Genomic DNA, 4,072 nt, shown 5'->3' on the forward strand with positions numbered 1-4,072 from the left:
GATCGCTCTGACGGCCGCATCCGGCGTTCGATCTTCAATGTTTAGACAGAACTGGCCGGACGCTTACCAGCGTCGGCCGAATGTAGGCCATATATCGCCATCGGCGTCTTGATCCAGACAATCGATTCGGCGTATTCGCGCAACAATTGGGTGTCTGAATCCGCGAGAAGAGCAGGGGGCATGCGGATTAGCCGTATTGAAGCGCGACGTGCTTCCACGGGTGGGAGACCACCGGCGACAGGGCGGAACATCGAAGCCATACGCAGTAGCGATTCCGACGGGCGCGCAAATTGCCCACGCTCCCGGCGGATATTGTGATATCTGCTGGTATCACGGCGCCGGTTGCTGGAAGCAATACTGCGGCGCGCGCGATTGGGGCTGCGGGGCGAGAATGGGCGGCTGCCTGCGCGTGCCGAGCATCCGTCTTGCAGTCGGGCTCTTCGCGACCCCAAAGCGACAGTCAGGTTATTGGAAAGCGGTCATTCACCGCTGAGGTTCTCGGCGACCTTCATACCCTTCAAACTTCTATTCCTGCTTCTTTCAACTCAGAGAACTTGACTGCCTCAAAAAGGCTAAAATCGATCACTTGTTGCTGATGCCTGTCGAAATCATAGCCCCACTTTCTGAGAGTCTCGTCAGACGCATCGCTCGGGAGAACGGTCTCGTAGACCAGACGCAGATAGGGCCTGTCTTTCACGCGCCAGTAGTATTTGCTTTCGAATACCATGCGTCGCAAAACCTTGAGCTCTTCAATAAGGGGTGGGATAAGCACACGAAGCGGTGTTTGCGCACTGAAATTAGTCACCTCGTCGGTCGCCCACTCACCTGAATTTCTGACCCAGTAATCGAACGAGTACAGATGCTTGCGGTCCGTCTCAGACAGACCCGCGGATTCAAATTCGTTATCCCAAAGCAAAACTCTACACGTATCCAGCAGCGTCTTCAGGACGTCCGGCTCATGGATCTCAACATGGGCATCGTAGTGGAAAACATCGACGTACAAACCCAGGAACAGCTTCAAGTAGCGGAGTGCGGTTTTATGGGAGTAGATCAGGTCAGGGAGTGACGGAGAAAGCGCAAACGTGAGAGTGAAGACGGTTGGCATCATCTCCCGAACCTTCTGCTCCTCCGTCTTCGCAATCTCAGGCAAGAACTCTATAGTTTTGGTCTTGTCGTCGCCGTTGATTAGGGAAGCTGCCTGCCAGAAGATCGGGCGTGACACATAGATCTCCTCGGTCTTCAAGTCAACTGCGTACAAGATCACGTGCGTCTTGTAGCTAAGCTCGGTCCAGTAGTACAGGGTACCTTCCTTGATGCCGCCAACAACGGGAATCCGGTCCTTCTGTCGAATCTTGAGATTCTCGGACGACTTTACCTGAGCCTTAAAATACCTGCCCGTGACTTGATCTCCGTGCACGATCTCAATTTCAAAGTCTATCCCGTAGTCGCTTTCCGTCACGTTTCGGAAAATTCCAATGTGCCGGAGCTTGTAGACTAGAATGGCGTAGGAGTCGGATTCCGCTTTATGTTGCCTAATACGAATGGGTAGCTTCACAGAAGTTGGGGCTAACTTATTAGTAGACGGTTCTAGCCTGTCCGTCTACGCTCGATAGTGCGGACACGACCAGAAAGATACAAACACATTGAAAGCTTTTAGCTGCTTCCGTATAAGGGGTCTTCTAACGCTTTTTATTGCTGCTCTGCTTTTGGCATTTCCATTTCCTGGATTCAAGTTAATTGTATTGAAGAATAATTTTTATATATTCGTTATGGAGATTCTTTTGGTGTGAATTAAAAATACAGTCCACAAATTCTCCGTCATCCATACCGAATTCATTTTCATAACCACAAATAACGAAGCTATCTCGATGACGATCATAAATTTCGAAATGAACATCTTTGTAAAAATCAAAAAAATCCACAGGGTAAAAACACTCGGAAAGCTGCCCCGACTCGTAATGAATCATTCTCTTAGATGAGGCATCCACATTACGATGCAAGCAATCAATCCTCAACAACACATCGTTTTCAACCCGCTTAACATCCTGCATGGATATGTTGTGCTTGAACTTGAAGGCGCAGAATAAATAATAACTGGGACGGGTTGAGCTATACGATCTCGACGCTAGATCTCCCATCGTCATGCCAATTTTGGCGAAATTCTTATCTAATATATCGGCACCCAAATACAACCATTTATCAAGCGACTCGAAATTTCTTCCTGCCTCCTGCTCAACATGCTCTAGCTTATAGTCGTCTCTAGAAAATAAGTCGAATCTCTCATAAGATATAATTTTCTTTTTCAAGGTCTTTTTCTCTTAGATCAAGTTAACTAAAATATTGCATGGAACGTTCACAGCACCGGGAACTCCGCTCAAATGGCTGCTTTTTGCCGCACTGAGTCCGACGATAATCGGCTCAGAACGATCCAAAGCGGAAGTCCCCATTTTGAAAAGCAGGCATTCCACGTTTGAATTTACCAGCCTGCGCGGCCTTTCTTTGCGACAACTGTTTGACGCTAGTCAATGAGAAATAGGGCTGCCGAAACGGAATGCCACGAATTCCAAATGAGCTGTAATGGATAATTCTATCCTCCCATATGTGATGCCAATGCCTGGGTTAAGCTTCGCCCTAAAATGGCATCGGCTTGGACGATTGCCGGTGACACCGTTTACTGTGCGGAACTGATTAACTAGGCAGATCAATCGTCGCGAGATTCAGATCACGAAGTTTGTAACTGCATCAAAGTCTTTTCATAAGTAAGGGCCAATCTCCTGTTTTGAATTGTGACCTCATCTTCAGTTTTGCTGGATTCTAGAAAGTCATCTGCTAGTGATTTCAGTAATTTATAATTTCTATTGAAAATTTCGCAATATTGATTGTAAGTTTTAACGTCACGATCATTGATTTTTTCCGCCTCAAGAATTCTGTAGCCGTTTGCCTCGATTCTGCCGAGAGCATTAAGTGTTTGATGAAGAAATTTCCAAAGGATCATGCGGTGCTTATCGTTAAGAAGCCAATACGAATTTTCCATCACCAGAAACAACGACGAACGCACTTGCCCAATAGCCTTCACTGTACTCGAAACTTTCTCAATACTCGTGTTAAGGGATTTAATTAAACCAGAATTCGACGAAATAAGTTTATCGTTTCTGGAAATCACCCCATGCAATTTGGATCGATAAGACGATTTCTTTACTTTTTTAAAGCTTGCTAGCGTGAAGTCCAAAAACTCAGATCGCAAAGGGTCAATCGGCAAGAAATTTCGGAATGTAACCACTTCAATTCGCCGCTCGAGGCTCATCATAGTGAAGTTAGCGGAACCGAAATACAAGGAAGACTCTGACATTAACCATTTCGAGTGATTCATACTTTCGACAGAGACAGACACACCGTTTTTGATAAGGTCGATCGCGGTCTGTCTGTTTGCATCTTTCGATCCATGCAAATCGAGCGGAAGAATACAATGCTTTGCGAGCGCGCCAGAATTTACAACCTGCTTGAGAACCGATCGTATGTGGGTGAGTTTTGTAAAGGAGTATCCACAAATTATCAGCACCTTAGACGCGTTGCTTGCAATGGAATGCACGTCGTGAGTGATGTCGGCGATCTTAATTCCCGATTTTTCGAGTTTGTTGTGTTGAATCACGTTGCTTTTCGCTTATTAATTAGAGTATGGCGCGAATGCTCGCACGCTAAGCATCGGGCCGCAGTAATTGCACGTAAGGGCTATTCACAATGGAAGGGTCAATTGACTGCACCGCGCGCGCTATCGTCAGAACTGGATCACGACTTATCGTCTTGATTTTTATAGAAAGCTCATCCTCCATTGTCGGCGGAACCGGCATTTCACGTGCGATTAACGCCCCTAATCTGATTGCTGCATGATGCGCTCGCATGGTTGAGATAAAAGGTTGTGGCGTTTGCTCATATCTAATTGACGCGGAGCACATTACGTCATCTAGTCTTACTGTGTCACAAATATAGCCTGACATCCCAGCAACACGGACAGCGCGGAAGCTTGCTGGTGATCGCGCGGGCGATGAGTAATCGCAACGTGGAAATCGAGTCA

General features: G+C 46.9%; 3 protein-coding genes. All 3 read right to left on the reverse strand.

The features are described from left to right. Window positions 1–517 precede the first annotated feature (517 nt). Window positions 518–1,555, reverse strand: a complete 1,038-nt coding sequence (locus tag KHO41_RS40705; RefSeq protein ID WP_211958846.1) for a DUF4365 domain-containing protein — start codon at window positions 1,553–1,555, stop codon at window positions 518–520. Between the two features lie 178 nt (window positions 1,556–1,733). Next, window positions 1,734–2,306, reverse strand: coding sequence for a hypothetical protein (locus tag KHO41_RS40710; protein WP_211958847.1), 573 nt, complete (start codon window positions 2,304–2,306; stop codon window positions 1,734–1,736). 416 nt (window positions 2,307–2,722) lie between these two features. Next, entirely contained in the window at window positions 2,723–3,649 is a 927-nt protein-coding gene (locus KHO41_RS40715; RefSeq protein WP_211958848.1) for a hypothetical protein, read from the reverse strand. Window positions 3,650–4,072 lie beyond the last annotated feature (423 nt).

This window comes from Cupriavidus numazuensis (genome assembly GCF_905397435.1).
Classification (GTDB): Bacteria; Pseudomonadota; Gammaproteobacteria; order Burkholderiales; family Burkholderiaceae; genus Cupriavidus; species Cupriavidus numazuensis.